This is a genomic window from Micromonospora sp. NPDC049301, from assembly GCF_040678715.1.
Classification (GTDB): domain Bacteria; phylum Actinomycetota; class Actinomycetes; order Mycobacteriales; family Micromonosporaceae; genus Micromonospora.
In genome coordinates this window covers 88,268-114,531 of sequence record NZ_JBFAQO010000011.1, presented here as the reverse complement: position 1 = coordinate 114,531, position 26,264 = coordinate 88,268, and the positions used below count along the sequence as shown (strand labels likewise).

At 74.2% G+C, this 26,264-nt stretch carries 26 protein-coding genes and 1 pseudogene; 7 read left to right on the top strand and 20 right to left on the bottom strand.

The annotated features are described in order from the left end of the window. Window positions 1–113: 113 nt before the first annotated feature. Window positions 114–1,212: pseudogene (locus AB0K07_RS27085) on the bottom strand (hypothetical protein). Window positions 1,213–1,472: 260 nt separating this feature from the next. On the opposite strand from AB0K07_RS27085, the gene AB0K07_RS27080 reads away from it, so the two are divergent. The 5 genes from AB0K07_RS27080 to AB0K07_RS27060 all read left to right on the top strand — a co-directional run bounded on the left by AB0K07_RS27080 (window position 1,473) and on the right by AB0K07_RS27060 (window position 7,108). After that, window positions 1,473–1,832 carry a YraN family protein gene (locus AB0K07_RS27080; protein ID WP_363759115.1) on the top strand — a complete coding sequence of 120 codons (360 nt, stop codon included), beginning with the start codon at window positions 1,473–1,475 and terminating at the stop codon, window positions 1,830–1,832. Window positions 1,833–1,868: 36 nt separating this feature from the next. Continuing rightward, entirely contained in the window at window positions 1,869–3,389 is a 1,521-nt protein-coding gene (locus tag AB0K07_RS27075; protein ID WP_363759112.1) for a YifB family Mg chelatase-like AAA ATPase, read from the top strand. Next, window positions 3,386–4,666 carry a DNA-processing protein DprA gene (gene dprA, locus AB0K07_RS27070; protein ID WP_363759109.1) on the top strand — a complete coding sequence of 427 codons (1,281 nt, stop codon included), beginning with the start codon at window positions 3,386–3,388 and terminating at the stop codon, window positions 4,664–4,666. Before AB0K07_RS27075 ends, dprA begins: the two co-directional genes overlap by 4 nt. A gap of 93 nt (window positions 4,667–4,759) precedes the next feature. After that, window positions 4,760–5,800, top strand: a complete 1,041-nt coding sequence (locus tag AB0K07_RS27065; RefSeq protein ID WP_363759106.1) for a tyrosine recombinase XerC — start codon at window positions 4,760–4,762, stop codon at window positions 5,798–5,800. A 126-nt stretch (window positions 5,801–5,926) separates the two neighbouring features. Continuing rightward, entirely contained in the window at window positions 5,927–7,108 is a 1,182-nt protein-coding gene (locus AB0K07_RS27060) for an aminotransferase class V-fold PLP-dependent enzyme (RefSeq protein WP_363759103.1), read from the top strand. On the opposite strand, the gene AB0K07_RS27055 is transcribed toward AB0K07_RS27060, so the two are convergent. Then, window positions 7,029–7,703 (bottom strand): M23 family metallopeptidase, encoded by a 675-nt coding sequence (locus AB0K07_RS27055; protein ID WP_363759099.1) that lies wholly within the window; start codon window positions 7,701–7,703, stop codon window positions 7,029–7,031. The two genes, AB0K07_RS27060 and AB0K07_RS27055, sit on opposite strands and share 80 nt — an antisense overlap. 254 nt (window positions 7,704–7,957) lie before the next feature. Between AB0K07_RS27055 and AB0K07_RS27050 the strand changes: the two genes are divergently transcribed. Continuing rightward, window positions 7,958–9,136: a sulfite oxidase gene (locus tag AB0K07_RS27050; protein WP_363759096.1), complete on the top strand. Its 1,179-nt coding sequence runs from the start codon at window positions 7,958–7,960 to the stop codon at window positions 9,134–9,136. 63 nt (window positions 9,137–9,199) lie between these two features. Here AB0K07_RS27050 and AB0K07_RS27045 read toward each other — a convergent pair whose 3' ends face one another. The 12 genes from AB0K07_RS27045 to proS form a co-directional block, all read right to left on the bottom strand. Continuing rightward, a complete protein-coding gene (locus AB0K07_RS27045) occupies window positions 9,200–9,523 on the bottom strand; it encodes a DUF2469 domain-containing protein (RefSeq protein WP_007075222.1) in 324 nt (107 codons plus the stop codon). Further along, window positions 9,520–10,332 (bottom strand): ribonuclease HII, encoded by an 813-nt coding sequence (locus AB0K07_RS27040; RefSeq protein ID WP_363759093.1) that lies wholly within the window; start codon window positions 10,330–10,332, stop codon window positions 9,520–9,522. The genes AB0K07_RS27045 and AB0K07_RS27040 overlap by 4 nt, the downstream gene beginning before the upstream one ends. After that, a complete protein-coding gene (locus tag AB0K07_RS27035; RefSeq protein WP_363759090.1) occupies window positions 10,326–10,814 on the bottom strand; it encodes an NUDIX domain-containing protein in 489 nt (162 codons plus the stop codon). The genes AB0K07_RS27040 and AB0K07_RS27035 overlap by 7 nt, the downstream gene beginning before the upstream one ends. A 49-nt stretch (window positions 10,815–10,863) precedes the next feature. After that, complete coding sequence (gene lepB / locus AB0K07_RS27030) at window positions 10,864–11,499, bottom strand: signal peptidase I (protein ID WP_363759087.1); 636 nt, start codon at window positions 11,497–11,499, stop codon at window positions 10,864–10,866. 10 nt (window positions 11,500–11,509) lie between these two features. Then, a complete protein-coding gene (gene lepB, locus AB0K07_RS27025; RefSeq protein ID WP_363759084.1) occupies window positions 11,510–12,379 on the bottom strand; it encodes a signal peptidase I in 870 nt (289 codons plus the stop codon). A gap of 181 nt (window positions 12,380–12,560) precedes the next feature. Then, complete coding sequence (gene rplS / locus AB0K07_RS27020; RefSeq protein ID WP_074317771.1) at window positions 12,561–12,917, bottom strand: 50S ribosomal protein L19; 357 nt, start codon at window positions 12,915–12,917, stop codon at window positions 12,561–12,563. 143 nt (window positions 12,918–13,060) lie between these two features. After that, complete coding sequence (gene trmD / locus AB0K07_RS27015) at window positions 13,061–13,834, bottom strand: tRNA (guanosine(37)-N1)-methyltransferase TrmD (protein ID WP_363759081.1); 774 nt, start codon at window positions 13,832–13,834, stop codon at window positions 13,061–13,063. Window positions 13,835–13,841: 7 nt separating this feature from the next. Further along, the gene (rimM, locus tag AB0K07_RS27010; RefSeq protein ID WP_363759078.1) at window positions 13,842–14,429 is read right to left on the bottom strand and encodes a ribosome maturation factor RimM; all 588 of its coding nucleotides are present in this window, start codon (window positions 14,427–14,429) and stop codon (window positions 13,842–13,844) included. Beyond that, on the bottom strand, window positions 14,429–14,689 hold the full coding sequence (locus tag AB0K07_RS27005; protein ID WP_172862164.1) for an RNA-binding protein: 261 nt from the start codon (window positions 14,687–14,689) through the stop codon (window positions 14,429–14,431). The genes rimM and AB0K07_RS27005 overlap by 1 nt, the downstream gene beginning before the upstream one ends. After that, window positions 14,664–15,137 carry a 30S ribosomal protein S16 gene (gene rpsP / locus AB0K07_RS27000; protein ID WP_363759075.1) on the bottom strand — a complete coding sequence of 158 codons (474 nt, stop codon included), beginning with the start codon at window positions 15,135–15,137 and terminating at the stop codon, window positions 14,664–14,666. Before rpsP ends, AB0K07_RS27005 begins: the two co-directional genes overlap by 26 nt. A gap of 242 nt (window positions 15,138–15,379) precedes the next feature. Then, window positions 15,380–16,027, bottom strand: a complete 648-nt coding sequence (locus AB0K07_RS26995; protein WP_363759072.1) for a DUF402 domain-containing protein — start codon at window positions 16,025–16,027, stop codon at window positions 15,380–15,382. 15 nt (window positions 16,028–16,042) lie between these two features. Further along, the gene (proS, locus tag AB0K07_RS26990; RefSeq protein ID WP_363759069.1) at window positions 16,043–17,449 is read right to left on the bottom strand and encodes a proline--tRNA ligase; all 1,407 of its coding nucleotides are present in this window, start codon (window positions 17,447–17,449) and stop codon (window positions 16,043–16,045) included. A gap of 143 nt (window positions 17,450–17,592) precedes the next feature. Between proS and AB0K07_RS26985 the strand changes: the two genes are divergently transcribed. Further along, a complete protein-coding gene (locus AB0K07_RS26985; protein ID WP_363759066.1) occupies window positions 17,593–18,195 on the top strand; it encodes a TetR family transcriptional regulator in 603 nt (200 codons plus the stop codon). Between the two features lie 409 nt (window positions 18,196–18,604). Here the strand turns inward: AB0K07_RS26985 and AB0K07_RS26980 are convergent, their stop codons facing one another. The 6 genes from AB0K07_RS26980 to AB0K07_RS26955 form a co-directional block, all read right to left on the bottom strand. Beyond that, on the bottom strand, window positions 18,605–19,684 hold the full coding sequence (locus AB0K07_RS26980) for an amidohydrolase family protein (protein ID WP_363759063.1): 1,080 nt from the start codon (window positions 19,682–19,684) through the stop codon (window positions 18,605–18,607). A gap of 48 nt (window positions 19,685–19,732) precedes the next feature. Next, window positions 19,733–21,292, bottom strand: coding sequence for a signal recognition particle protein (ffh, locus tag AB0K07_RS26975; protein ID WP_363759060.1), 1,560 nt, complete (start codon window positions 21,290–21,292; stop codon window positions 19,733–19,735). 162 nt (window positions 21,293–21,454) lie between these two features. Then, complete coding sequence (locus AB0K07_RS26970; RefSeq protein ID WP_363759057.1) at window positions 21,455–22,111, bottom strand: response regulator transcription factor; 657 nt, start codon at window positions 22,109–22,111, stop codon at window positions 21,455–21,457. After that, window positions 22,108–23,265, bottom strand: coding sequence for a sensor histidine kinase (locus AB0K07_RS26965; RefSeq protein WP_363759054.1), 1,158 nt, complete (start codon window positions 23,263–23,265; stop codon window positions 22,108–22,110). The genes AB0K07_RS26970 and AB0K07_RS26965 overlap by 4 nt, the downstream gene beginning before the upstream one ends. 348 nt (window positions 23,266–23,613) lie before the next feature. Then, the gene (locus AB0K07_RS26960; RefSeq protein WP_363759051.1) at window positions 23,614–25,890 is read right to left on the bottom strand and encodes a [protein-PII] uridylyltransferase; all 2,277 of its coding nucleotides are present in this window, start codon (window positions 25,888–25,890) and stop codon (window positions 23,614–23,616) included. 14 nt (window positions 25,891–25,904) lie between these two features. Next, on the bottom strand, window positions 25,905–26,243 hold the full coding sequence (locus AB0K07_RS26955) for a P-II family nitrogen regulator (protein ID WP_007456507.1): 339 nt from the start codon (window positions 26,241–26,243) through the stop codon (window positions 25,905–25,907). Between the last annotated feature and the right edge of the window lie 21 nt (window positions 26,244–26,264).

Genomic DNA, 26,264 nt, shown 5'->3' with positions numbered 1-26,264 from the left:
CGCCCGCCTGGGCGGTTCAGCCGGTGACGGGCGGCAGCTCCGGGCCTCCGCTCAGGCGGCGGCGTGCGGCGGCTCGGCGCCTCAGCTCAGGCGGCGGCGTGCGGCGCCTCGGCTCAGCCGGCGGCGATCGCGGCGGCGACGAAGAGCACCAGGCCGACGGTCAGGTAGGCCGTCGGAGGGCGCAGCCAGCCCCGACCGCCGTCGGAGAGCGCCAGCCCGCCGGTTCGTAGCCCGTACAGCCCGGTTGCGAAGATCGGCAGCCCGACGACCAGGAAGATGCCCACGACCACGTTCCCGGCGGACAGCGGATCACTGGTCACCCCGTCGAGGAGCACCCGCAGCGCCGGGATCTCGAAGATCAGCACCAGCAGGGCGAAGAGCACCGCCAGCGCCGGGCGGCGGGTGCGGTAGACGCCGTCGGCCGCCGGGGGGTACGCCGGCGGCTCCCCCGCCGGCAGGTCACCGCCCCGGGGAGCGATCGGCGGCATCGGGCCGGTCGGCATCTCCAGCGGATGCGGCTGGTCGCCGCCGCGGACCGGCTCGACGATCGGGTACCCGCCGAGCGGGGCGGGACGGGTCTGGTCGGCCAGCACGACGGCTGGTGGATCGCCGGGCGACGTCGCCTCGCGGGCGCCGTTCAGCGGCATCGGGTCCCGGCCGGTGGTCAGCGGCGAGGCCGCCGCACCCGGATCCCGGGCGGCCCGGCGGCCGGGAAGCTCACCGGAGACCTCCGAGGGATCGCGGTCCGCGCGCCGCGAGCGGGCAGCCCGGTAACCGTCGGCCTCCGACTCGACCGCCCCGAACCGTCCCGAGTCGTGCTCGGGCGTACCGAAGTGGCCAGCCTGGGTGCCGACGGCCCCGAAGCCGCCGGAGTCCGGTTCCGGGGCACCGAAGCGACCAGGGTCCACCGCGCCGAAACGGCCGGAGTCGCTCTCGGGTGGCGTCAGGTCGGTCCCGGTCGAGCCGAGCCGGGACGAATCCCGGCGTCGACCGGCGCCGGTGTCCTCGCCGTAGCGGCCCTCGTCGGCGCCACGCTGGTCGGGAACCCGGGCCTCGTCGTCCCGGTACCGCGGTTCGCCCGCGCCTCGCCACTCCGACTCGCCGTAGCCGCGACCCCGCTCGTCGGGATACCAGCGCGACTCCTGATCTTCGGGAAAGCTCCGTCGTCCGTCCACGTCCGGCACCGTATGCGACGGGCTCCCCCGACGCCATCTTGGCCCGGCCGGGACAGCCGACTCAGGCCCGCCAGCCATGATCACTTGATGGTGAGCAGTCGCCAGCCGGCCCGATGAGCTGCTCACCATCAACTGATCACGGGAGTGCCGCGTGCCTCGCGCGTGAGGCGATCGGCATGGGACATCCCTTAGCACAGCGCGCGGTTGATCGTTTGGTCGTCCACAGGACGCCCGTCGTCCACAGCCGGCCGCCGCCGGGGTCGCGGCGCTCGGGCCTGGGCGGGCACCGTGCCGGCCATGACGAAGCGGAACCAGGCCGTCGGCGCGTACGGCGAGCGCTGCGCGACCCGACACCTGATCGGGGCAGGGCTGCGCCCGGTCGCCCGGAACTGGCGCTGCCCGGACGGGGAGATCGACATCATCGCCTGGGACGGGCCGGTGCTCGCCTTCTGCGAGGTGAAGACCCGCCGTGGCGACAGCTTCGGCACCCCGGCCGAGGCTGTCGTACCCGCCAAGGCCCGCCGGTTGCGCGGCCTCGCCGCGCGCTGGTTGGCCGAGACCGGGACGTCCGCCGAGGAGGTGCGGTTCGACGTCCTCTCGGTGCGCCTGCCCGACGCCGGTCCGGCCCAGGTCGACCACCTCAAGGGCGCGTTCTGAGATGCGCGCTCCGCGAGGTCGGACGGTGGGCGCGCCATGAGTTACGCGAAGGTGCTCTCCGTGGGGCTGGTCGGCGTCACCGGTCACCTGGTCGAGGTGGAGGCGGATCTCGCCGCCGGCCTGCCGGCGGTGGTGATCTCCGGGCTGCCGGACACCGCCCTGCACGAGGCCCGGGACCGGGTCCGGGCGGCCGTGGTCAACTCGGGCCAGCGCTGGCCCAACCGGCGGATCACCCTGAACCTGTTGCCGGCGACACTGCCGAAGTTCGGCTCGGCGTTCGACCTGGCCATCGCCGCCGCACTGCTGGGCGGCTCGGGTGAGCTGCCGCTGCTGCCCCTGGAGGGGGTGGTGGTCCTCGGCGAGCTGGGGCTGGACGGGACCGTCCGCCCGGTACGCGGGGTGCTGCCGATGGTCGCCGCCGCCGCCCAGGAGGGGATCGATCGGGTGATCGTCCCGGTCGGCAACGCCGCCGAGGCCGCCGTCATCCCAGGGATCCGGGTACGGGCGGTGGACACGCTGCACCGGCTGGTCACCTTCGTGCGGGACGGCAGCCCGCTGATCGACCCCCCCGCGGACACACCGGCACCGCTCACCGGTGGCCCGGACCTGGCCGAGGTGGCCGGGCAGCAGGTGGGCAAGCGCGCGCTGGAGGTCGCCGCAGCCGGCGGGCACCACGTGGCACTGCTCGGCCCACCGGGTGCCGGCAAGACGATGCTCGCCGAACGGCTGCCGTCGATCCTGCCCGAACTGGACGACGACGCGGCACTGGAGGTGACCGCGCTGCACTCGATCGCCGGGCTGCTGCCACCCGGAGGCCGGTTGCTGCGCCGCCCGCCGCTCCAGGCGCCGCACCACACGGCGACCGTGCCGTCGCTGGTCGGTGGCGGTACGGGGCTGGCCCGGCCCGGCGCGGTGTCGCTGGCCCACCGCGGGGTGCTCTTCCTGGACGAGGCGCCCGAGTTCAGCAAGGGCGCGCTGGAGGCGCTGCGCCAGCCGCTGGAGCACGGCCGCGTCAAGTTGGCCCGCAGCGGAGGCGGCACCGAATATCCGGCCCGGACGCAGCTGGTGCTGGCCGCCAACCCCTGTCCCTGCGCGAAGCCGGCCGGGGATGCGCACTGCGAGTGCACCCCGCTCGTCCGTCGCCGTTACCTGGGCCGGCTCTCCGGGCCGCTGCTCGACCGGATCGACGTTCAGGTGCGACTGATGCCGGTCCGGGCGGCCGAGCTGATGGCGGCGGAGAGCGACGCCGAGTCCTCCGCCACGGTGGCCACGCGGGTGGTGGCGGCCCGGCAGGCCGCGGCCGCCCGCTGGGCCAGCCTCGGCCGGCGGCTCAACGCGGAGGTGGACGGCCCCCACCTGCGCCGACCGCCCTGGCGGCTGCCCGCCCGGGACACCGCCGAGCTGCGCGGGCGGCTCGACTCGGGCTCGCTGTCGGCACGCGGCTTCGACCGGGTGATCCGGATGGCGTGGACGATCGCCGATCTGGACGGCCGGGACCGGCCGGACCGCGAGGACGTCCGGGAGGCGATCCAACTGCGAACGGGGGAGGCGACGTGAACGTCGACGAGGAACGCAGGCTGGCCCGGGTGGCGCTCACCTGGCTGGCCGAGCCGGGCACCCGCGTGGTGCACCGGCTGGTCCAGCGGCTGGGCCCGGTGGCGGCACTGGACCTGCTGCTCGACGGCGGCAGCCCGGACGGCTGGCTGCACACCACGGTCGCCGCTCGTTCGGCCGCCGCCGACGCCCGGGCGGTGGCGGCCGAGGCAATGGACCGCGCGGATCGCCTCGGCGCCCGGCTGGTCACTCCGGACGACGACGAGTGGCCGGCCCGGGTGGCCGGCCTGGCCACGCTGCAGCTGCCGAACGTCACCCGGCGGGTCGACGGCGAGACCGCCCCACCGCTCTGCTTCTGGGTCCGTGGGAGCTGGCCGCTGGGCGAGGCGTTGGAACGGTCGGTGGCCGTGGTCGGGGCACGGGCGGCCACCGGCTACGGCCAGCACGTCGCCACCGAGTTGGGGTACGGACTGGCCGAGCGGGACTGGACGGTGGTCTCCGGCGGGGCGTTCGGCATCGACGCGGCCGCCCACCGGGGCGCCCTCAACGCCGGCGGGCTGACCGTCGCGGTGCTGGCGTGCGGGCTGGACCGGCCGTACCCGATGGGCAACACCGCGCTCTTCGACCGGATCGCCGACACCGGGCTGCTGGTCAGCGAGTGGCCGCCCGGCGCCGAGCCGCTGCGACCCCGGTTCCTGATCCGCAACCGCGTCATCGCCGGCGGCACCCTCGGCACCGTCGTGGTGGAGGCGTCGGCGCGCAGCGGCGCGACGCAGACCGCCCGGCGGGCCATCTACACGGGTCGAGCGGCCATGGTGGTGCCCGGGCCGGTGACCTCGGCGATGTCGGTCGGCGCGCACGAACTGCTCCGCGAGTTCCCCAAGGCTCGCCTCGTCACCGGGGTGGCGCACGTCCTGGAGGAGGTGGGCCGGATCGGCGCGGACCTGGCGCCGCTGGCCCGGGGCCCGCAGCGCCCGGTCGACGCCCTGGACGACGACGCGCGGTCGCTGCTGGAGGCGCTGCCTCGTCGACGCGCCCTGGGCGTGGACGGGCTGGCGGCCCGCGCCGGTGTCGACGTGCGCACCGCGCTGCGCAAACTGTCCCTCCTGGAGGAGCTGTCCCTGGTGGTCCGCCGCGAAGACGGCTACGCCCTCGCACCTTCCGCCGGACCGGCACGGAAGACACCCACCACGTCGGCACCGGCGACGCCGGCGCTGGCAGGGGACGGCACCGCCGACACAGCCGGCGACACCGGCAGCGGCGCGGCCGGCGATGGATGACGCTCGGCCGTAGGCTGGTGGCGTGCCAGCTGTCAGCGGGGGTGCGCGAGCCCATCGGAGGGCCCGCGCCACGGCGCCGCCAGGCTGGTGGCGATGAGCGGGCCTGCCCGGGGCACCCGGGTCATCCACCAGGAGCTGCCGCCAGCGCTGCGCGACGCGGTGGACGACTTCGCCGACCACCTGTCCCGGGTCCGCAACCGGTCGGCGCACACGGTCCGCGCGTACGTCACCGACCTGGTCTCACTGCTCGACCAGGCCGTACGCATGGGCTGCGTCGACCTGGCCGAGCTGGACCTGTCGGTGCTGCGCAGCTGGCTGGCCCGGCAACGGACCACCGGCGCCGCCCGCACGTCACTGGCCCGTAGGGCCGCGTCTGCGCGGGCCTTCAGCGCCTGGGCGTACCGCGCCGGACTGCTCCCCGCCGACGTGGGCGCCGCGCTGGCCAGCCCTCGCGCGCACCGGGAACTGCCCACCGTCCTGCGCGCCGACCAGGCCGCCGCCCTGGTCGAAGCACCGACCCGGCTGCCTCCCGCATCCCCAGCGACGGGGCCAGCAACGGCTGAGCCGACACCGGAGGGGGACCCGCCGGGCGCGACGGATCCCGGCACGGCGGAACGGGCGGCGGCCGAGGCGGTGCTGCTGCGCGACCGGGTGCTGCTGGAACTGCTCTACGCGACCGGCGTGCGGATCAGCGAGGCCTGTGGGTTGGACGTCGGGGACGTCGACCACGGCCGCCGGGTGATCCGGGTGTTCGGCAAGGGTGGGCGGGAGCGTTCGGTGCCGTACGGGGTGCCCGCGCAGCGAGCGCTGGACGACTGGCTGCGGCGGGGTCGCCCGGCCCTGGTCGGTGCCCGCTCGGGCGACGCGCTGCTGCTCGGTGCCCGGGGCGGTCGACTGAACCCGACCACCGCGCGCCAGATCGTCGGCGGGTACGCCGAGGCCGCCGGCCTCCCCCGGACCAGCCCGCACGGGCTGCGCCACTCCGCGGCCACCCACCTGCTGGAGGGCGGTGCGGACCTGCGCGCGGTGCAGGAGCTGCTCGGCCACTCGTCGCTGGCCAGCACGCAGATCTACACGCACGTGTCGGTGGAGCGGTTACGCGCCGCCTACCGCCAGGCCCACCCACGCGCCTGATCCCGGCAAGCTGGCCCACAAAGCCGGAACGTGACCGGCAGACGCGGCCGGCGAGGCCGATCGGCGCCCGGCGTACCCGACCAGCGAACCGCTCAGCGATGATCGACCGGCGGTTACGATCATCGGGTGAGCGTCCCGCAGCCCCCCGAGCCGATCCCGGGCGCCCGCCTGCTGTTCTCTCTCGATCCGGCGGTCAGCCACCTCAACCACGGCTCGTTCGGCGCGGTGCCGATCGCCGTACAGCGGGCACAGCAGCGGCTGCGCGACGAGATGGAGGCCAACCCGCTGCGCTTCTTCACCCAGGGGCTGGTCGACCGGATCGCGCACACCCGCCGGCACCTCGCCGGTTTCCTGGGCGCCGACCCGGACGGCAGCGCCCTGGTCGGCAACACCACCACCGGCGTCGCCGTGGTGCTCCAGTCGCTGGGGTTGCAGCCCGGCGACGAGGTGCTCAGCACCGACCACGGGTACGGGGCGGTGAGCCTGGCCATCCGGCGGGTGTGCCGCCGGACCGGGGCCGTCAGCAGGGTCCTGCCGATCCCGCTGACCGCGACCGACGAGCAGATCGTGCAGACCGTCCGCGCCGGCCTGCGCCCGGGGCGGACCCGGCTGCTCGTCGTCGATCAGCTCACCTCGGCCACCGCCCGGCTCTTCCCTGCCGCCGCCATCGTCGGGGTGGCCCGCGAACACGGCGTTCCGGTCCTGGTGGACGCCGCGCACGCGCCGGGCATGCTGCCGACCCCGGTGGCCAGCATCGGCGCCGACTTCTGGGTGGGCAACCTACACAAGTGGGGGTACGCCCCGCGCGGCACCGCCCTGCTGGCGGTGGCCCCGCCGTGGCGGGACCGGATCGAGCCGCTGGTGGTCTCGTGGGAGCAGGACGCCGGCTTCCCGGCCCGGATCGAGTGGCAGGCCACCCTGGACTACACGTCGTGGCTGGCCGCCCCGGCGGGCCTGTTCACGCTGCGCAGCCTGGGCGTCGACCGGGTCCGGGAGCACAACGCCGCGCTCGCCGCGTACGGCCAGCGGGTGGTGGGGGACGCGCTGGGGGTGCCCCCCGCCCAGCTGCCCGACCCCGGCGGGCCCACGGTCGCGCTACGGATCATCCCGCTGCCGGCCGGCACGGCCACCACCATCGACGCGGCGCGGGCGCTGCAGACGCGGATCGGTGAACGGCTCGGTGCGGAGGTGGCGGTGATGAGCTGGAACGCTCGGGGGTGGCTGCGGCTCACCGGTCAGGTCTACAACGCCGCCGAGGAGTACGAGCGGCTGGCCGTCCGACTGCCGGCACTGCTCGCCCAGCGCTGACCCCACCAGTCGGGAGCAGGCGTACCGGGCCGAGGCCGAGCAGGGCCAGCGGGTCGAGGTACTCCGCTCCCCGGCGCAGGCCCCAGTGCAGGCAGGCGGCGGCCGGGCAGCCCGGATGCCCGGGCAGCAGCTCGCCCAGCGGCGCACCTGCGGCGACCGCCTGGCCGGGGCGTACCGCCGGTCGCACCGGCTCGTGGGTCGTCCGCAGCCCGCCGGCGTGCCCCACGGTGACCACCGGCCGACCGGCCACCAGGCCCGCGAAGAGGACCGTGCCCGGACCGGCGCTGCGGACCACCACCCCGGCCGGGGCGGCCAGGTCCACCCCCCGGTGCCCGGCCAGCCACGGCCGGGGCGGCGGGTCGAACCGACGCACCGGGCGGGGCGGCCCGTCGATCGGCCAGCGGAACCGCCCCGGCCCGGCGTCGGCGGGCGCCACGACCGCGACCGGCACGGACGGAGTCGGCGGGTGGCCGGGCAGCGCCGCGACCAGCAGTGCCAGGCCGCAGAGCTGGACGGTGAGCGCAAGCGGAAACGCGGCGCAGAGCAGCACGGTGCTGCGGATCGAGGCGGTACGCGGGGCGGGTGGCGGACGCATGACGGCAGCCTGCGACCGCGCCGGGGCCGGCAACCACCCCGAGCGGGCGGGCTGTGGACAGGCGGCGGCGCTGTGGACGACCACCCGAAGACCTCGACGATCTGGTATGCGGCCGATCCCGGTACTCACGACCCACCACCCTGTCCGGCGCGCGTGACCGACCGCCGCGCAGGCGGCAGTGCCCGTGCCTCCGGGGAGGGCCTAGGCTGGTCCGGCGCGAGCGCAGCGCCGCCGTCCGGACCGGGGAGGCCCACATGACCGCTGTCGATGACCGGACGCCGGGTTCACGGCAGGACGAGTCGCCGCCGCACGGCAGGGCCGTCGGCGCGCCGACCGTGGCCGAGGTGAGCGGCCCGTCCCGGCTGGCCGAGCCGGACGAGGCGATCAGCGCCGAGGAGTTGCAGCTCGCCGCCCGCAACCACGGCATCCCGTTGGAGGCGCTGCGCTACGACGTCACGCCGGCGGGACTGCACTACCTGCTCATCCACTACGACATCCCCGAGCTGGACCCGGCCACGCACGCGCTGACCGTGGGCGGCGCGGTGGACCGGCCGCTGACCGTCAGCCTGGCGGAGCTTCGTGAGCGGCCCCGGGTCACCCACCGGGTCACCCTGGAGTGCGCCGGCAACGGTCGGGCCCTGCTGCACCCCCGGCCGGTCAGCCAGCCGTGGCTGGTCGAGGCGGTCGGCAACGCCGAGTGGACCGGCACCCCGCTGGCGCCGCTGCTGCGTGAGGCGGGTCTCGGGCCGGACGCGGTCGACGTGGTCTTCACCGGCGCCGATCACGGCGTCGAACGCGGGGTGGAGCAGGACTACCAGCGCGGGCTGCCGGTCGCCGACGCTCTGCGCGAAGAGGTGCTGCTGGCGTACGAGATGAACGGCGCTCCCCTGCTGCCGCAGCACGGTGCGCCGCTGCGGCTGATCGTGCCGGGCTGGTACGGCATGGCGCACGTCAAGTGGCTGCACTCGGTGGAGGTCCGGACCGAGCCGTTCGAGGGGTACCAGAACGCCGTCGCCTACCGGCTGCGCCGCGACGCCGACGATCCGGGCGTCCCGGTCACCCGGATCGAGCCCCGCGCGCTGGTCCGCCCGCCCGGCTTCCCCGACTTCATGTCCCGCCGCCGGGTGCTGCGACCGGGACCCTGCACTCTGGACGGGCGGGCCTGGTCGGGGCACGCGCCGGTGGTCTCCGTGGAGGTGACCACCGACGGTGGGACGACCTGGGAGCCGGCGGAGCTGGCCCCGCCGGAGGGCGGGGATTTCGCCTGGCGTCGGTGGCGGTACGAGTGGACAGCCACCCCGGGCCGGTACGTGCTCAGCGCGCGGGCGACGGATGCCTCCGGGCGGACCCAGCCGGTCGAGCAGCCGTGGAACCGGGGCGGCTTCGCCAACAACCTGGTGCAGCGTGTGGAGGTCGTGGTGCCGGCCGAGTGACCGGCTGCGGGGGGTGCGCCGCGGGTGGGGGGCCCGTGGTGCGGCCGGGCGGTACGGGTGCGGTCAGCCGCCGAAGCCGGAGTCGGCGGGCAGGGAGATGTCGGGCTTCTCCAGCTCCTCGACGTTGACGTCCTTGAAGGTCATTACCCGGACGTTCTTCACGAAGCGGGCAGGACGGTACATGTCCCACACCCAGGCGTCGTGCATCTCGACCTCGAAGTAGACCTCGCCGTCGGAGTTACGCACGTGCAGGTCGACCTGGTTGGCCAGGTAGAACCGGCGTTCCGTCTCCACCACGTAGGAGAACTGGCGGACAATGTCGCGGTACTCCCGGTAGAGCTGCAGCTCCATCTCGGTCTCGTACTTTTCGAGATCTTCCGCGCTCATCGCCCTCCGCCTTCCATGACCACATCTTCCCCCACCGGCGCCGGAGGCCGAAGCTGCTCGCCCAACGCCACGCCGACGGTACTCCCTGACGCCCAGGAGCGCTCCATCGGCTCGTCCGGGCCCGGTTGGACGGGCCGACGGGCGCGCGGCGGCCGGCCGTCACGGCCGGAGACCGCGGCGACGTTGACGTACGAGAACCGGTGCTCCCGGCACGGCCCGTGCTCCCGCAGCGCCGCGGAGTGCTCCGGGGTGATGTAGCCCTTGTGCTCGGCGAAGCCGTACGCCGGGAACACCCCGTCCAGCTCGACCATGATCCGGTCCCGGGTGACCTTGGCGAGCACGCTGGCGGCCGCCACGCAGGCGGCGACCTGGTCACCCTTCCACACCGCCAGCCCCGGCACGCCCAGGCCGTCCACGCCGAAGCCGTCGGTCAGCACGTACTCCGGACGGGTGGTGAGCGACGCGAGCGCCCGGCGCATCGCGGACAGGTTGCACACGTGCAGCCCCCGGGCGTCGACCTCCTCGGCCGGGATGACCACCACGGCGTACGCCAGCGCGCGCTCCACGACCTCCGCGTACACCCGCTCCCGGCTGGCCGGGGTGAGCAGCTTGGAGTCGGCCAACCCGTCGATCTCGCCGCGCCGCCCCTCGGGCAGCACCGCTGCGGCGGCGACCAGCGGGCCGGCGCACGCGCCCCGACCGGCCTCGTCGGCGCCGGCGACCTGCCGGAAGCCACGCCGTTGCAGCGCCCGCTCCAGCGCGTACAGCCCGGCCTCCCGGCGCACGACGGTGCGCGGCGGGGTCAGCACGACGCCTCGTCCCGGCCGGCGCCGGCGGTCGGTTGCAGGAGCCTGGTCAGCAGGGTGGGCAGCTCGGCCGGGTAGTACCGCTCAGCGCTGGCCGCCAACTCGTCCGGCGACCACCAGCGGTGGCCGGCGATGCTGCGCTGCTCGACGTCGTCGAAGCCCGCGGTGTCCACCTGCCACGACGGCACCCGGACCAGGAAGAAGACCTGCTGCTGGCGGTACCACACACCGTCGAACGGGAACTCGGTCGTATCGGACCAGACCGGCTCACCCAGGTCGGACGGGTCGAGCCGCAACCCGGTCTCCTCGGTCAACTCCCGGGCCGCGCCCGCCGCCGGTGACTCCGCCGGATCCAGCCCGCCGCCCGGGGTGAACCAGTAGCGGTGTCCGGGGCGGGCCGGGTCGAAGCCGTGGAAGAGCAGGACCCGGTCGGCCGCGTCGACGAGCAGCACGCGGGCGGCGCGTCGAGGGGTGTAGACGGTCACGGCCCCCAGCCTGCCAGACCGGCGGCCGATCGCCCACGCCCCCGTCGGCCTACGGCTTCGGAATGCCGTCGAACTGGTCGGGCACCGTCAGCCAGGTGGCCCGGTTGACCGGCCAGAACACGGTGAACGCCCGCCCGACCACCTCGTCCTCGGGGATGGTGGCCTCGGTGATGTTGTGCTCGGACTGCTGCCAGTGCTCCAGCGAGTCGCCCGAGGCCGACCGGTGGTCGCCCATCACCCACAGCCGCCCCTTCGGCACCGTGATGTCGAATTCCTGGTCGGCCGGCTTGTCGCGGATCCCGTCCATCGAGAAGATGTACGGCTCGTCGAGCGACTTGCCGTTGATCACCAGCCGCTCCTGCGGGTCGCAGCAGACCACGTGGTCGCCACCGACACCGATCACCCGCTTGATGAAGTCCTCGCCGTCGGGGTTGCCGCTCCACTCGATGGGCGCCTTGAAGACGATCACCTCGCCGCGATGCGGTGACCGGAAGTCGTAGACCAGCTTGTTGACCAACACCCGATCATCGATCTTGAGAGTGTTCTCCATGGACGGGGAGGGGATGAAGAAGGTCTGCAGCACGAAGGCGCGAACCAGCACCGCGACCAGGATCGCCACACCCAGCAGGATCGGCAGCTCCTTCCAGAAGGAGCTGCGGGGCTTGTCGGTCTGCTCGTCAATCACGCAAAGGAGCCTACGTTGCCGGGCCGGACGGCACCGTCCGGAACGCGCGGGAAGCCCCCAGCGCGGCCACCAGCGGAAGAAGCAGCAGCACACCGCCCTGCGGGGTCGGTCGGACCGGAGGCGGCCCCGAGGAGGCCGCGGCCGGCCCGGACACGTCGTCGAACGTCGACGGCACCGACAGCGGGGTCCACCGGGAGGACGGCCAGACCACCATGAAGGCACGGCCGACCACGTTGTCGATCGGCACCGGACCCTGGCAGCGGGCGTCCTGGGAGACCAGCCGGTGGTCGCCCATCACGAAGATCTGACCGGGCGGCACGACGACCTCGTCGAAACGCCGGGAACGGCACTCCCCCGGGTTGGGCGGCAGGTCCAGCGGGGAGTCGCGCAGCACGTACGGCTCGTTGAGCGGGGTGCCGTTGACGGTGACCCGGCCCTGGCTGTCGCAACACTTGACCCGGTCGCCGGGGAGGCCGATCACCCGTTTGATGAAGTCCTTCTCGCCGGGGCGGCTCACCCCGACCAGGTCGCCGACGGTCCGGGCGAGCTTGCCGGTGAAGCCCGGCTCCGGCTGCTCGTCGACCTGGGGCGCCCAGCGGTCGGTGCCCCGGAAGACCACCACCTCGCCGCGTACCGGGTCCCGGACGTCGTAGACGACCTTGTTGACCAGCACGCGGTCGCCGATCAGGAGGGTGTCCTCCATCGAGCCGGACGGGATGAAGAACGCCTGGAGCAGGAAGGTGCGGATCAGCACCGCGAGGCAGAACGCGACGACCAGCAGCAGCGGGAGCTCCTGCCAGAGGGGCATCTGCCGGCGGGTGCGGCGGGCCCGCCGACGCCACGGATCGACGGTGCCGTCCTCGTCAAGCGTCTGCACCACGCCACTCCCCGGTCCGCAGAAACACCACCGCCCGGGAGCCTCGTCGAGGCCCCACGGGCGGTTGTGGACAGCTGCCCGCCGTGTGGGCGGGGCCACCGCCTAGCTGCGCCCGTACGACCAGGGTAGTGCGGTCCGGTCGGTGCGGCATCCGCGCAGCTCAGGCGGCGTGGCGAGCGGGAAGTCAGCTGGGCTGCTTCTCCCGCTTCTCCTTGATCTTGGCCTTCTTGCCGCGCAGCTCGCGCAGGTAGTACAGCTTGGCGCGGCGCACGGCACCGCGGGTCACGATCTCGATCCGGTCGATGCCCGGGCCGTTGAGCGGGTAGGTCCGCTCGACGCCGACACCGAAGCTCACCTTGCGGACCGAGAAGGTCTCGCGCAGTCCGTCACCCTGGCGGCGGATGACGACGCCCTGGAAGATCTGGACACGGGACCGGTTGCCCTCGACGACCCGGGCGTGCACCTTGACGGTGTCACCGGCACGGAAGTCGGGAAGGTCGGTCCGCTTCGACTGGGCGTCAAGGGCGTCCAGGATGTTCATCGCTGCGTCCTCGTGAGGCTCACGGCGCACCGTCACTCGGTGCGCGGGTGGGTGATTCTGATTCCCGGGTGGTGGTCGGCGAGCCGACCCCGATCGGGGATCCTCGCAGCCGCCCACGGGCGCGGGCAGCTGCGGCAACCCCTCTACTTTGCCACATCCCCCGGCGGCAGCTGAAATCCGGCCCGGTCCAGTGCGGCGATGTCCCGTTTGTCGAGCTGTTCGGCGGGCAGGGCGGCCAGCAGATCCGGGCGCCGGGCGGCGGTACGCAGCAGGCCCTCCTCGCGCCGCCAGCGGGCGATCTTCCCGTGGTCGCCGGAGCGGAGCACGTCCGGCACGTCGTGCCCGCGCCAGCTCGGCGGCTTCGTGTAGATCGGCGCTTCGAGCAGCCCGTGCGCGTGCGATTCCTCGTCCAGCGAGCCGGCGTTGCCCAGCACACCGGGCAGCAGCCGGGTGACCGCCTCCATGATGACCAGCACGGCCACCTCGCCGCCGAAGAGCACGTAGTCGCCGAGCGACACCTCGGTGACCGGCATCCGCGTCGCGGCGTGCGCCAGCACCCGCTGGTCGATCCCCTCGTACCGGCCGCAGGCGAAGAGCAGGTGCGGCTCGGCGGCCAGCTCGTACGCCATGGCCTGGGTGAACGGCACGCCGGCCGGCGAGGGCACCAGCAGCCGCGGCGGCGGTGCCTCGGCCGGGGCGAGCGCGTCCAGCGCGCCGCCCCACGGCTCGGGACGCATCACCATGCCCGGCCCGCCGCCGTAGGGGGTGTCGTCGACCGTGCGGTGCACGTCGTGGGTCCAGGTCCGCAGGTCGTGCACGGCCAGCTGGAGTACGCCGTTGGCCCGCGCGCGGCCGATCAGCGACAGGTCGAGGGGTGCGAAGTACTCCGGAAAGATCGACACGATGTCGACGCGCATGGTGGTCCTAAAGATCGAGCAGTCCGGCCGGCGGGTCGACGATCACACGTCCACCGGCCAGGTCGACCTCCGGAACGATCGCCCGGACGAACGGGATCAACGCGACGCGCCCCTCGGGGCGCCGCAGCACCAGCAGGTCGGAGGAGGGCGCGTGGTCGATCCGGGCCACCTCGCCCAGCCGCTCACCCGCCGGGGTGACCACGGCCAGCCCGACGAGCTGGTGGTCGTGGAACTCCTCCGGGTCCTCCGGGGGCTCCACCTCGGCGCTGTCCACCACGAGCAGGGTGCCACGCAGCGCCTCGGCGGCGTCGCGGTCCAGGATCCCGGCGAACGCGACCAGCATCCGCCCCTGGTGCCAGCGCGCTTCCTCGATGGTCAGCTCCGCCGGAACCCGGAAAAGCACGCCAGGCCCGGACTCAGGCGCTGCCCCTGGCTCGGTGCGCGATGAGGACGCGGTCGGGGGCTTCGCCCCCGGCTCGGTGCGCAGCACCGTGCCAGGGGCGAAACGCGCTTCGGGCTCGTCGGTCCGCACCTCGACGGTGACCTCACCACGGACACCGTGCGGCTTGCCGATCCTGCCGACGACGAGCTGCATCAGTACGAGTCGACGATGTCGACGCGTACTCCGCGCCCGCCGATGGAGCCGATCACCTGGCGCAGCGCCTTGGCGGTCCGGCCGGACCGCCCGATCACAGTGCCGAGGTCCTCGGGGTGCACGCGGACTTCCAGCCGCTTGCCCCGACGGGAATCGACCATCCGCACCCGGACGTCATCCGGGTGGTCGACGATGCCCTTGACCAGGTGCTCCAACGCCGGACGCAGAGGCATGTCAGGCCTGCTCACCGGCGTCGGCAGCGGCAGCCGGGGCCTCGGCCGGAGCCTCGGTCTTCGGCGCCTCAGCCGGAGCCTCGGCAGCCTTGGCGGCCTTCTTGGCGGGCTTGGCCGGGGTCTCCGGGGTGAGCCCGGCGGCGGCCTTCGCCTCAGCCTCGTACGCCGCCTTGCGGTCGGCCCGCTCGGGGGCGACGAGCAGCGGCGGCGGGGCCGGCAGGCCCTTGAACTTCTGCCAGTCACCGGTCAGCTCCAGCAGCCGCTGCACCGCCTCGCTCGGCTGAGCGCCGACGGACAGCCAGTACTGGACCCGCTCCGACTTGACCTCGATGACCGAAGGGTCCTCCTTCGGCTGGTACACCCCGACGAACTCGATCGCCCGGCCGTCACGCTTGGTGCGCGAGTCGGCGATGACAATGCGGTACTGCGGGTTGCGGATCTTACCCATCCGCAGGAGCCGGATCTTTACGGCCACAGTTGTTTCGCTCCTGTTGCGATCTCACCAGCCCGGTACGGGCGGTGTGCACGGGTGAGCGCCGACCGGCACAGTGGGGTTGGGCCGGAGACTACTCGGTGGACTGGCGACGCGCCCGGGTTAGAGGGCGCCGGACGCGCGCCGGATACCAGCGACCTATTCTGCCAGATCGGGCGTCGATCTCCCGCACCGGACCCGAACATCACGCTCGGGGTCGCCGGGCCGGTGACCGGGAACACCTCTCAGCGCACCGGCGGGCGGTCCCAGCCCGGCGGAAGCTCGTCCGGTACGTCCCAGTCGGCCGGCGGTGTGAACTCGCACCAGGTGCCGTCGAACGGGAACTCGCCGGCTTCGGCGAGCGCGATCACCCGCTCGCCCTCGGCGCGGACCGCCTTCTCGTCGGTCACCCAGTAGTCGTCGGGGAAGGCGAGGCGCTCGGCGAACTCCTCCTCGTCCTTCCACTCCCAGCTGCGGTCCGGGCGCACCACCACGTCGAGGTCCTGGTCGACCACGTCGACGCCGGCCACCGGGCCGTCGTCCCAGCGCACGCCGGGTTCCTCCAGGTTGACGTACCAGTGGGCGAATCGTCCCCGCGCGTCCCGGAACCACCAGACGGAGTGCGCCGCGCCGGTGGGCAGGAACTTCAGCAGCGGTGGCCCGTTCCAGCGCCCGTGCGCCAGCCGGTACGTCGACGAGATCCACTGGGCGAACGGCATCGCCCGCATCCCGAGCCCCGCCTCGGTCACCTCGTGGACGACCGGCGAGTCCCGGGCGATCCAGACCAGCAGGCCCCGCTCGTCGTCGCTGACCACCCGGCCCGGCCGGACCCATCCGATCCGGCCGTGCCGCACGTTGCGGTGCATGATCAGCCGACCTGGCGCGAAGCGCACCGCCCTTCCCTGACCTCAGTAGGCGCGGGCGAGGATGGCGACCAGGTCGGGCTCGTCCTCGGAGTCCGGCACCGAGCCGTCGGCGCGCAGCAGGCAGCGGACGGTGACGCCCTGGCCGTTCGCCTCGGCCTCGCCGGCCACGCCCACCGCCGACCACGGCACCCGGGCCCAGCCGTTCGCGGCAGCCTCGATCGCCTCGGCGAGGGTGGCCACCTCCACCGTGCGCGACTCGCGGTTGGCCAGCGCCTGGTCGTGCAGCACCTGCTGGTCGGTCTCCAGCGCGGCCAGCACCGCGCCGACCACGTCGGCCACCGGCGTCGGGGCCTTCGACCCGTCCGTGCGGCGCACCACGACCGCGTTGCCCGCGGCCAGGTCGCGGGGGCCGACCTCGACGCGTACCGGATAGCCGCGCAGCTCGGCGTCGACGGCCCGGCGGCCGAACGCGGTGTCGGTGCGGTCGTCGAGCGCGACCCGGACACCGGCGTCGCGCAGGCCGTCACGCAGCTTGGCCGCCGCCTCGGCGACGCCCTCGCCGTCCTTGACGATCATGACGTACGCCTGCACCGGGGCCAGCCTCGGCGGCACCCGCAGGCCGTTGTCGTCGCCGTGCGCCATGATCAGGCCGCCCAGCATCCGGGTCGAGGTGCCCCAGGAGGTCGTCCAGGCGTGCTCCCGGCCGCCCTCGGCCGACGAGTAGCTGATGTCGAACGCCTTGGCGAAGTTCTGGCCCAGCTCGTGGCTGGTGCCCAGCTGGAGCGCCTTGCCGTCGCCCATCATGCCTTCGCAGGTGTACGTGGCCGTCGCGCCGGCGAACCGCTCGCGGGCCGTCTTCAGGCCCACCACCACCGGGATGCCGATCACGTTGACCATCAGGTCCTCGTACGCCTCGTGCAGGATCCGCCGGGCGTAGGCCCGGGCGTCCTCGCGGGTGGCGTGCGCGGTGTGCCCCTCCTGCCACAGGAACTCGCTGGTGCGCAGGAAGATCCGCGGGCGCAGCTCCCACCGGACCACGTTGGCCCACTGGTTGAGCAGCAGCGGCAGGTCCCGGTACGAGTCGATCCACTTGGCCATGAACTCGCCGATCACCGTCTCGCTGGTGGGGCGCACCACCACCGGCTCGGCGAGCTGCTTGCCGCCACCGTGGGTGACCACCGCCAGCTCCGGCGAGAAGCCCTCGACGTGCTGGGCCTCGCGCTTCAGGTAGCTCTCCGGGATGAACAGCGGGAAGTACGCGTTCTCCGCACCCGCCGCCTTGATCCGGGCGTCCATCTCGGCCTGCATCCGCTCCCAGATGGCGTAGCCGGCCGGACGGATGACCATGGTGCCGCGGACCGGGCCGTTGTCGGCCAGCTTCGCCTTGGCGATCAGGTCCTGGTACCAGCGGGGGAAGTCCTCCGCACGGGGAGTGAGCACGCGTGCCATGACCGCACATCCTATGCGCCGCGCGGGCGGACACCGCGCCCGGGAGGCGTCGCGCGGTGTCGTGCCGCGTCCCGCTCCCGCTCCGCGCAGCGTCGGGGCAGCCCTGGAAGGGTTGGGCCGGGCGACCGTAGACTTCGACCACCATGACTGCACCGACGGGCTCGCCGCGACAGCGGCTGCGAGACACGATCGTGGATGCCGCACGCGCGCGGGCCATCGCCGCAGGCTGGGACGCGGTACGGATGGGCGGGGTGGCCTCCACGGCCGGGGTGAGCCGGCAGACCGTCTACAACGAGTTCGGCAGCAAGGCCGGCCTGGCCGAGGCGCTCGCCCGCGCCGAGGTGGACCGGTTCGTCGGCGACGTTCGCGACGCGCTGCTCGCACACGGATCGGACGTGCGGGCCGGCGCGTACGCGGCCATCGCGCACACCCTCGCCACGGCGGCGGACAACCCTCTGGTCAAGGCGATCCTGACCAGCGCGCGGGGTGGCTCGGACGAGCTACTGCCGTACCTCACTACCCGGGCCGAGGTGGTGCTCACCGAGGCCTCCGGCGCGCTGATCGACTGGGTCGGCGACTACCTGCCGGGAGCGGACCGGGCCGCGCTGGCCTTCGCCGCCGACACGATCGTCCGCCTGGTGGTCAGCCACATCGTGCTCCCCCGGGAACCGATCGAGCAGACCGCGACGACCCTGGCCAACCTTGCCGTACACCTCTTCAGCGCCGCCGCCCGCCCAGCCCTCTAACCCCCACACCCCACCCACCCGCACCCGCGCCCGCTGACCGACACCGACGCACCCTGAGCCCCGCGCCCCGCGCCCGGGCGCCCCGCGCCCCCGCGGCCTGCACCCCGCACCCCCGCACCCCCGCGCCCCGCGCCCCGCGCCCCGCGTCATGATCCGAGCAACTTCCCGGATGTTGCTGCCTAGACCGCGCGGGAGGCAGCAACATCCCTGATGTTGCGCGGATCTTCCTCATTGCTCCCGCGGGGTGCCAAGATCGCGCTCGATCCTTGATGTAGTGGCATCCCCCGCCGCCGAGGCCACTACTTCCTGGATCGAGCACGACCTTGCGAAACACCCGACGCGACGCGACGCAGCCCAACGCGGTACGACACGACACGGCGCGGCGGGGCGGGGCGCGGCCTTGCGGGGGTCAGCGGATCACTCGGCCCCGGAGGATCGTGCGGGACGGGGCACGGACGACGCGCAGGTCGCTCCGGGGGTCCTCGGGGTAGACGGTCAGGTCGGCGAGGCCACCCTCGATCAGGCCGGGGAAGCCGAGCCACTCCCGGGCGCCCCAGGAGGCGGAGGCCAGCACGTCGAGCGGCGCCATCCCGGCCCGTTCGTGCAGCAGCAGCATCTCCTCGGCGGCCAGCCCGTGGTCGATGCCTCCGCCCGCGTCGGTGCCCACGTAGATCGGCACGCCCGCCTCGTGCGCGGCGCGCACCACCTCGGGGAAGCCGTCCCGCAGCGCCAGCATGTGCTCGGCGTACCCGGGGAACCTGGCCCGCGCCTGCTCGGCGATGCCCCCGAAGGTGGCAATGTTGATCATCGTGGGGACGAGCGCGGTGCCCTGGCGGGCCATCTCGTCGATCAGGTCGAGGCTCAGCCCGGTGCCGTGCTCCACCGAGTCCACCCCGGCCCGCACCATGATCTCCACGGCCGACTCGGAGAAGGTGTGCACCGCGGCCCGTACCCCGGCGTCGTGCGCGGCCCGCACGGCCGCGGTGAGGGTGTCCGCGTCCCAGGCCGGCGCCAGGTCGCCCACGCCGCGGTCGATCCAGTCGCCGACCAGCTTGACCCAACCGTTGCCGGCCCGCGCCTGCGCCGCCACCGTGGCGGCCACCTCGGCGGCGCCGACCTCCACCCCGATGTCACGCAGGTAGCGCTTCGGCGGCGCCACGTGCCGGCCGGCGCGGGCCAGTCGCGGCAGGTCCGGCTCGTCGTCCAACTCCGGGTACGGGTACGGCGATCCGGCGTCGCGGATCGCCAGCACCCCGGCGTCCCGGTCGATGTGGGCCAGCTCGCGGGCCTGGTCGAGAGAGGTGATCGGGGCGCCGCCGCGGGCGATGCCGATGTGGCAGTGCGCGTCGACCAGCCCGGGCAGGACGAAGCCACCGTCGACGACCGTCTCCGCCCCGGGCACCGGGGTGAGGGTCACCCGGTCGCCGACCAGCCAGAGATCCCGGACCTCGTCGTCGGGGAGCAGGACACCGCGCACATGAAGAGCCATGTGCACAGTCCTACCGGATCACCCCGGCGGCCGCGACGTCGCCCGCCGTCAGCGGGGACGGTTGTCGCCGCCCTTGCCGAACTTGTTGAAGTCGATCTTCGGGAGCTTGAAGCCGGGCGGCAGGCCCTGGCCGCCGGCCAGATCGTTCGGGTCCATGCCCGGCGGGAGCTGCGGCATGCCACCCGGGAAGCCGCCGGGCATGCCGGCGCCGGCCCCGGTACGCGGCCGGTTGCCACCCTTGGTGCCCTTGCGCTTGTTCTTCGGCGACTTGGTCGCCTTGCGCCGGCCGCCACCGGGGAGGCCCATCATGCCGCCCATCTGCTTCATCATCTTCTGCGCGTCGGCGAAGCGGTTGAGCAGCTGGTTGACGTCCATCACGGTGACCCCGGAGCCGTTGGCGATGCGCGCCCGGCGGGAACCGTTGATGATCTTCGGGTTGGTCCGCTCACCCGGGGTCATCGACCGGATGATCGCGGTGACCCGGTCGAAGTGGGTGTCGTCCAGGTCGGCCAGCTGGTCCTTCATCTGCCCCATGCCGGGCATCATGGCCAGCACGTTGGCGATCGGGCCCATCCGCCGCACCGCGATGAGCTGGTCGAGGAAGTCCTCCAGGGTGAACTGCTCGCCGCCCATCAGCTTGGCGGTCATCTTCTCCTTCTGATCGGAGTCGAAGGCCTGCTCGGCCTGCTCGATCAGAGTGAGGACGTCGCCCATGCCGAGGATCCGGCTGGCCATCCGGTCGGGGTGGAAGACGTCGAAGTCCTCCAGCTTCTCGCCGGTGGAGGCGAACAGGATCGGCTGCCCGGTGACCTCACGCACCGACAGCGCCGCGCCACCGCGGGCGTCGCCGTCGAGCTTGGAGAGCACCACGCCGGTGATGCCGACCCCGTCGCGGAACGCCTCGGCGGTGCGGACGGCGTCCTGACCGACCATCGCGTCGATGACGAAGATGACCTCGTCCGGCTGGACCGCGTCGCGGATGTCGGCGGCCTGCTGCATCATCTCGGCGTCGATGCCGAGCCGGCCGGCGGTGTCGACGATGACGATGTCCCGAGCCGCCCGCTTCGCGTGCTCGATCGACGCGCGGGCCACCTGGACCGGGTCGCCGACGCCGTTGCCGGGCTCCGGGGCGTACACCTCGACGCCGGCCCGCCCACCGAGCACCTGGAGCTGCCCGACGGCGTTGGGACGCTGGAGGTCGGCGGCGACCAGCAGCGGCTGGTGACCCTGGCCCTTGAGCCAGCGGGCCAGCTTGCCGGCCAGCGTGGTCTTACCGGAGCCCTGGAGGCCGGCCAGCATGATCACCGTGGGCGGCTGCTTGGCGAACTGGAGCCGCCGGCCCTCGCCGCCGAGCACGTTGATCAGCTCTTCGTTGACGATCTTGATGATCTGCTGGGCCGGGTTCAGCGCCTCGGAGACCTCCGCGCTGCGGGCCCGCTCCTTGACGTTCGCGATGAAGCCCTTGACGACCGGCAGCGCGACATCCGCCTCCAGCAGCGCAAGACGGATCTCGCGCGCGGTGGCGTCGATGTCGGCGTCGGTGAGCCGTCCCTTGCCGCGGAGCTTGGTGAAGATCCCGGACAGGCGGTCACTCAAGGTGTCAAACACACGAACATCCCGTTTGTCAGTGTTCCGGCGGGCACAACGCGGCCGGCAGTACGGAGTCCGGCCACCGCAAGGGTAGCGGGCCGGCCGCACGGCCGCTGTCGGCCGGCCCGGGCCCGCGTCCCGGCCGCCCCTGCCACCGCCCGCGCGGCGCTGCCGGCTCCGTCAACCGGACACCAGCCCCGACTGGTACGCGAAGACGACGAGCTGGGCCCGGTCCCGGGCTCCCAGCTTGCCCATCGCCCGGCTGACGTGGGTGCGCGCGGTCGCCGGGCTGACCACCAGCCGGGCGGCGATCTCCTCGTTGTTCAGGCCCTCACCGACCAGGCCGACCACCTGGCGCTCCCGGTCGGTGAGCGCGTCGAGCCGCGGGTGCGGACGGGGCGCCCGGGACGGCCGGGTGGCGAACTCCCGCACCACCCGCCGGGTCACCGACGGTGACAGCAGCGCCTCCCCCTCGGCGACCAGCCGGATCGCCCGCAGCAGCTCGGCCGGCCGGGTGTCCTTGGTGAGGAACCCGCTCGCACCGTGCCGCAGCGCGTCGAAGACGTACTCGTCAAGCTCGAAGGTGGTGAGCACCACCACCCGAGTGCCGGCCAGGTCGGGGTCGGCGACGATCCGCCGGGTGGCCTCGATCCCGTCGATGCCCGGCATCCGGATGTCCATCAGCACGACGTCCGGCCGTTCCCGACGGGCCAGCTCCACCGCGCGCAGCCCGTCGGCGGCCTCGCCGGCCAGCGCCAGGTCGTCCTCGCTCTCCACCAGCGCGCGCAGCCCGAGCCGGACCAGGTCCTGGTCGTCGGCGATCAGGACCCGGATCACGCGGACGGCTCCACCGGCAGCCAGGCGTGCACCCGGAAACCGCCGCCGGGACGCGGCCCGAGGACCAGCCGCCCACCCAGCGCGTCGACCCGCTCCCGCATCCCGGCCAGGCCATGCCCGGCGGTCCCGTCGTCGGCGTCGTCCAGCCAGTCGCCGCTGGCACCCGCGCCCCGATCGGCGACCTCGACGGTCAACGCGTCGGCGCGGTGGTCGACCGTCACCTCCGCGCTGCCCACCCCGGCGTGGCGCAGCACGTTGGTCAGCGCCTCCTGCACCACCCGGTACGCGGCCAGGTCCACCGCCGCCGGCAACTCCCGGGGTTCGCCGATCACCCGCAGTTCCACGGCGAGACCGGCCCCGGCGAGCCGGTCGCGTAACGCCGGAAGCCGGGCCAGGCCAGGCACCGGCCCACGCTCCGCGCCCCGCCGCACCGCGCCCAGGGTGACCCGCAGCTCGTCCAGCGCCTCCCGGCTGGTCCGGCTGATCGCCGTCAGCGCCGTCTCCGCCTGCTCCGGCCGTTTCGGCAACAGGTGCAGGGCGATCTCCGCCTGCATGCTGATCGCGGCCAGCCCGTGCCCCACCACGTCGTGCACCTCCTGCGCGATGCGCAGCCGCTCCTCGTCGGCCTGCCGCCGGGCCTGCTCGGCGCGGTCGCGAACCTGCTCTGCGCGGCTGCGGGCGGCCGCCTCGCGGTTGACCCGCACCACCACCCCCATTGCGAACGGTACGACCGCCCAGGCCGACGCGGGCAGCACTCCCGCCCAGCCCGGCGCCGGGCCCCGGGACCAGAAGACGTGGGTCAGCATCAGCACGAACGCGGCACCGGTGGCGAGCGCCGCCGGGCGCACCGGCAACCGCGCCGCCACGGTGTACACGGCGATCAGGAAGGTGAGCAGGATCGGCCCGTACGGGTAGCCGAGCACGAGGTACGTCGAGGTGGCCACGGTGACCACGGCGAGGGTGGCCACCGGGGCACGCCGCCGGGCCAGAAGGGCCAGCGCGGCGACCGCGATCAGCACCCGGCAGGCGGCGTCCACCGGCCTCGACCCCGGCTGGTTGTCCCCGGCCAGGCCGGTGGCGAGGAGCCCGAACGCGAGCAGCACCAGGGCGAGCACGGCGTCCGCCGCCGCCTGCTGCCGCCCGGTCCATCGCATGGCCGTCATTCTGCCCGCGTCGATGCCGCCGGGCGTGCGTCCACGAGCGGCACCGCGGCTACGCCCCCGGACGTACGCGCCGCCCCCAGCGCCGGCTCCCCGCGGCGCGCTTCCCGCCGGCGCGTTCCCGCGACGGCCCGCTACCCGGATACGCCGGGTCGGTGCCGGACACCTCCACGTGCGCTATGACTCTGAGGCATGAATATGACTCTGAGGTATCGCGCTCGTGCGCAAGATGGCCCGGTGCACGGCGGTCCGGCGGCCCGGCGGAGCGGCGGCCCGGCGGAGCGGCGGCTGTCGCGGCACTGACCGGCCCGACGTTCGGCGTCGGTCGGAACCGATCGCGGGTCAGACGGCGGCGAGGACCGCGGCCTCCAGACGGGCCCGGGTGGCGTCGTCCGGCCAGCCGCCGACCAGGTAGAAGGCGTCGACCACGTCGGCGCCGAGGGTGGAGATGCGGGCCGCGCGGACCAGGGCGCCGGCCTCGTCCAGCGCGCAGGTGACCCGGTAGAGCAGCCCGGCCGCGTCGGCGGCGCGCAGCTCCAGCAGCACCGCGTCGGTGGCCGCCTCGCGGTGCCAGACCACCCGGGGGGCCGCGCCGCCGCCCCGGGCGGCGAGCGCACGGCCGCGCAGCCGCTGGGTGACCGACACGTCGCCGGCGACCGCTCGGCGCAGGTCGGCGCTGAGCGGGACCGGGTCCGGCGGCAGGCCGTAGCGCGGCTGCACCCGGCACTCGACCAGGGCCCGGCCATCGACCGCGGAGGCGTCCGCGGAGATGACCTCCAACCGGTGCAGGGCCAGGCAGCCGGCCACCGTGGCGAGCAGGCCGCGCCGGTCCGCCGCGGCCACCGCCACCCGGTCCCCGGTCAGGTGGACGACCGGCAGCGGCCCGGCCAGCAGCGCCGGGTCGGGGGCCGGCGGCTCGGGGAGTACGCCGGTGTCCAGCGCGGTGCGGACCCGGGCGACCAGCTCGGCGACCAGTCGGCCCTTCCAGTCCGACCAGGCGGCCGGCCCGGTGGCCGCCGCGTCCGCGCGGACCAGCGCGTGCAGCAGGTCGAGGGTGCCGGTGTCGCCGACCGCCCCGGCCACCGAGGCGATGGTGACCGGGTCGGTCAGGTCCCGCCGGGTGGCCACGTCGGGCAGCAGCAGGTGCAGCCGGACCAGCGTGCCGATCAGCGCGGTCTCCCCGGCGGGCAGGCCGATCCGGGTCGCCACCGCCTCGGCCGGCGGCACACCGACGGTGCTGTGGTCGCCCGGCAGCCCCTTGCCGATGTCGTGCAGCAGGGCGCCGAGGAGCAGCAGGTCCGGCCGGTCCACCTCGCGGGCGTGCCGGCTGGCCTCGTGGGCGGTCTGCACCAGGTGCCGGTCGAGGGTATACCGGTGCACCGGGTTGTGCTGGGGCAGGCTGCGCAGCCGGGTCCACTCGGGCAGCCAGCCGTCGATCAGCCCGTACCGGTCGCAGGTCTCCCAGGCCGGCACCAGACCGGGACCGGCGCCGAGCAGGGTGGTCAGCGCGGCCCGGGCGTCGGCCGGCCAGGGTGCGGGCAGTGGCGGGCAGTACGCCGCCAGCCACTCGCACGTCGCACGGGCGATCGGCAGTCGGGTGGCGGCCGCGGCGGCGGCCACCCGCAGCGACAGGCTCGGGTCGGGGCGCGCACCGATCGCGGTACGGGCGAGCACCAGCTCGCCGTCGTGCTCGACCACGTCCCGGGCCACCGGGCGGCGCACCGGGCGGCCGTTCCCACCCCGGGAGCGGCCGGAGCGCAGCCGGTCGGCGGCCCGGAAGGCGTCGTCCAGGGCGTGGCCGACCGTGCGGGCGTCCCCGGCGACCCGGCGCAGGAGGGCGTCGCCGTCCTCGAGGGCGAGGAGCCCCGCCACTCCGTCGCGCTCCTGGGCGACCAGCCGGTCGACCCGCCGGCCGACCTGCTGGTGCAGGGCGTCCCGCGTGTCCAGCAGTCGCAGGTGGGCGGCGCGCACGGCGGGGCGCAGCGCGTCGGTGATCCCGGCGGCGGAGATCGCCCGCAACAGCCCCACGTCGCGCAGTCCGCCGGCGGCCTCCTTGAGGTCGCCCTCCAGTAGGAAGGCCAGCTCGCCGTGGGCCTGCCAGCGGGCGGCGGTGACCTCCCGCAGACCGGGCAGCTGGCGGACGGCGGTCCGCCGCCAGTGATCGGCGGCGGTACGGATCAGCGCGTCGGCCAGCGCGGGGTCGCCGGCCACCAGCCGGGCATCGAGCAACCCGAGGGCGACCTTGACGTCGTCCTGGGCCACCGAGAGCGCCTCGGCGACGGTCCGCACCGAGTGGTCCAGCCGCAGGCCGGCGTCCCAGATCGGATACCAGACGCTGGCGGCCAACTCGTCCGTCCCGGGTACCCCGGCGTGCAGCAGCACCAGGTCGAGGTCGCCGTACGGGGCGCACTGCCGCCGGCCCAGCCCACCGACGGCGAGCAGCGCCACGCCCTCGCGCGCCGGCAACAGCCCCCGCAGGAAGTCGTCGTACGCCGCCGCCCGGGCCAGCCGGGCCGGCTCGCCGATCCCCCCGGGTACGCCGACGACCTCGTTGATCAAGCGGCTCGCGTCGCCGTCGCCGGCATGCCCTGACGCGTTCCCGTTGATCAACGAGGTCATGTCGGTGATCCGGGTCAGAGTGCGTCGAGGCCGCGCTCGCCGGTACGCACCCGGACGACCTCCTCCACACCGGTGACCCAGACCTTGCCGTCGCCGATCTTGCCCGTGCGGGCCGCACCGACGATGGCGTCCACGATCTTCTCCACGTCGATCTCGTCGGTCAGCACCTCCACCCGGATCTTGGGCAGGAACTCGACCGTGTACTCGGCACCCCGGTAGACCTCGGTGTGCCCCTTCTGCCGCCCGTACCCCTGGACCTCGCTGACGGTCAGCCCGGCCACGCCGAGGGCGTGCAGAGCCTCCTTCACCGCGTCCAGCTGGTACGGCTTGATGACCGCGGTCACCAGCTTCATGTCCAACCCCTCCATCCCAGG

Bases quoted from the DNA above. Each gene is read 5' to 3' on its own strand.
- AB0K07_RS27080 (WP_363759115.1), top strand. From the start codon at position 1,473: ATGACGAAGCGGAACCAGGCCGTCGGCGCGTACGGCGAGCGCTGCGCG.
- rimM (WP_363759078.1), bottom strand. From the start codon at position 14,429: ATGCAGCTCGTCGTCGGCAGGATCGGCAAGCCGCACGGTGTCCGTGGT.
- AB0K07_RS27075 (WP_363759112.1), top strand. From the start codon at position 1,869: ATGAGTTACGCGAAGGTGCTCTCCGTGGGGCTGGTCGGCGTCACCGGT.
- trmD (WP_363759081.1), bottom strand. From the start codon at position 13,834: ATGCGCGTCGACATCGTGTCGATCTTTCCGGAGTACTTCGCACCCCTC.
- AB0K07_RS26965 (WP_363759054.1), bottom strand. From the start codon at position 23,265: ATGCGATGGACCGGGCGGCAGCAGGCGGCGGCGGACGCCGTGCTCGCC.
- AB0K07_RS26960 (WP_363759051.1), bottom strand. From the start codon at position 25,890: ATGACCTCGTTGATCAACGGGAACGCGTCAGGGCATGCCGGCGACGGC.
- AB0K07_RS26980 (WP_363759063.1), bottom strand. From the start codon at position 19,684: ATGGCTCTTCATGTGCGCGGTGTCCTGCTCCCCGACGACGAGGTCCGG.
- proS (WP_363759069.1), bottom strand. From the start codon at position 17,449: ATGGCACGCGTGCTCACTCCCCGTGCGGAGGACTTCCCCCGCTGGTAC.
- AB0K07_RS27065 (WP_363759106.1), top strand. From the start codon at position 4,760: ATGAGCGGGCCTGCCCGGGGCACCCGGGTCATCCACCAGGAGCTGCCG.
- AB0K07_RS27055 (WP_363759099.1), bottom strand. From the start codon at position 7,703: ATGCGTCCGCCACCCGCCCCGCGTACCGCCTCGATCCGCAGCACCGTG.
- AB0K07_RS27045 (WP_007075222.1), bottom strand. From the start codon at position 9,523: ATGAGCGCGGAAGATCTCGAAAAGTACGAGACCGAGATGGAGCTGCAG.
- AB0K07_RS26985 (WP_363759066.1), top strand. From the start codon at position 17,593: ATGACTGCACCGACGGGCTCGCCGCGACAGCGGCTGCGAGACACGATC.
- AB0K07_RS26955 (WP_007456507.1), bottom strand. From the start codon at position 26,243: ATGAAGCTGGTGACCGCGGTCATCAAGCCGTACCAGCTGGACGCGGTG.
- AB0K07_RS27050 (WP_363759096.1), top strand. From the start codon at position 7,958: ATGACCGCTGTCGATGACCGGACGCCGGGTTCACGGCAGGACGAGTCG.
- rplS (WP_074317771.1), bottom strand. From the start codon at position 12,917: ATGAACATCCTGGACGCCCTTGACGCCCAGTCGAAGCGGACCGACCTT.